Annotated in this window: 1 protein-coding gene; it reads left to right on the top strand. The window is 55.5% G+C overall.

All coding sequences use genetic code 11. From position 1 onward, the window contains the following. Nucleotides 1-154 precede the first annotated feature (154 nt). Nucleotides 155-1,510, top strand: coding sequence for an ISNCY family transposase (locus tag VE009_RS25775; RefSeq protein WP_325012766.1), 1,356 nt, complete (start codon nt 155-157; stop codon nt 1,508-1,510). Nucleotides 1,511-1,605 lie beyond the last annotated feature (95 nt).

Below are 1,605 nucleotides of genomic sequence, written 5' to 3'. Positions count from 1 at the left end.
TTAGTTTCCCCTGAAAAATTGGACAAAAAGAAAGGGAATTCAGCGACTCAAATGGAAATTGTTATTGTCGAGATAACAACCCAAAATGAGGGGACTGAATTCCTTACGTTGTGAATTCGGCGTCGCCCCTCAAAATCCTTCTGAGGTGGATAAGATGCTAAAAATCGAGAACAATCAATTGACCCTATGGGATGCGCTGTTGCCTGAACCTCTTCGCAAGCTGCCGGAGGAACTGGCCATCATCGACGAACTGCTGGATAACCCGGCGTTTCTGTCGCCGTTCATCGAAGCTCACCCCTCGCGTCGTGGGCGACCGACCGTCCCGGCCGAGACATACCTGCGTCTCATGTACCTCAAACACCGTTATAACCTTGGCTACGAAACGCTCGTGCAAGAAGTGAGCGACTCTTTGACGTGGCGACGTTTCTGCCGTATCGACCTGGATGCGAAGGTGCCGGATTCCACGACGCTTATCAAAGCGCGGAAGCGATACGGCGAAGCGATGACCGAAGCGCTTAACGGATCCCTGCTGCAGGTGCTCCGAGAAAAGCAAGTGCTTCGCACACGGAAACTGCGTACCGACACGACGGTGATCGAGTCCGACATTCATCACCCGACCGATGCAACGCTGCTGCAAGACGGGGTTAGCGTGATGAACCGTCTCATGAAGCAGGTCCGCAAGGTCGCCTCCCAAGCCGCACAAGGCTTTGAAGACAAGAGCCAGGAAATGAAGCGAAAAATCCTGTCGATCGCCAAGCTGCTTCGCCGCCGCACCCAGCAGTCCTGGGAAGATCTCAACGCCATTACGGGGGACGTGGCCGACCTGGCGGAAAGCGTCTGCACACAGGTTGAACACGCGGCCGAGGCGATCAAGGATAAGGGCAAGGCGGCTTCGTCCGCATTGAAAGGCAAGCTCATCGAGGCCGCGTCGCTAACGCGCAAGCTGGTCGCGCAAGCACGACAAGTCGTTTCAGGCAATCGCATCATTCCCGAGCGAATCGTCAGCTTCTTCGATCCGGAGGCCCGGCCGATCAAGAAAGGCAAGCTCGGCAAGGCGGCTGAGTTCGGCTACAAGGTTCGCATTGACGAGACGGAAAGCGGCTTCGTCACGGGTTACGAGCTTTATGCCGGAAACCCGTCCGACGACAATTTGCTTGAGCCGGCGATTGAGCAGCACATCGCCAGGTTCGGCCAGGCTCCGCATGCCGTAGCAACCGACCGCGGTTTCGCGAGTGCGGCTAATGAGAAAGCGGCCGAAACACTTGGCGTCGCTCGCATCAGCATGCCGACTCGCGGCAAGAAAAGCAAGAGACGAACCGAACACGAGAAGCAGCACTGGTTCCAGAATCTGCAGCGCTATCGCGCGGCAGGGGAAGCGAAAATCAGTTTGCTTAAACGCAAGTACGGCCTCAGTCGAAGCCGGTACAGGGGCCTTGCCGGCTCTAAAACCTGGGTCGGCTTTGGGATCTGGGTTCATAACCTGAGAAAAGCCACCCAAATGACCAAGTAATCAGCAAAAAAACGACAATGGGCAGGTACCAACTCCGATTGACCGCTTCTACCAGGGAGGGCCATTTTCAAATTTGAATTTATCAGGGGCAACTA

This window comes from Paenibacillus sp., assembly GCF_035645195.1.
Classification (GTDB): domain Bacteria; phylum Bacillota; class Bacilli; order Paenibacillales; family YIM-B00363; genus Paenibacillus_AE.
Note: the sequence above shows the minus strand (reverse complement) of the source record. Positions and strands in the feature narration are given on the sequence as shown.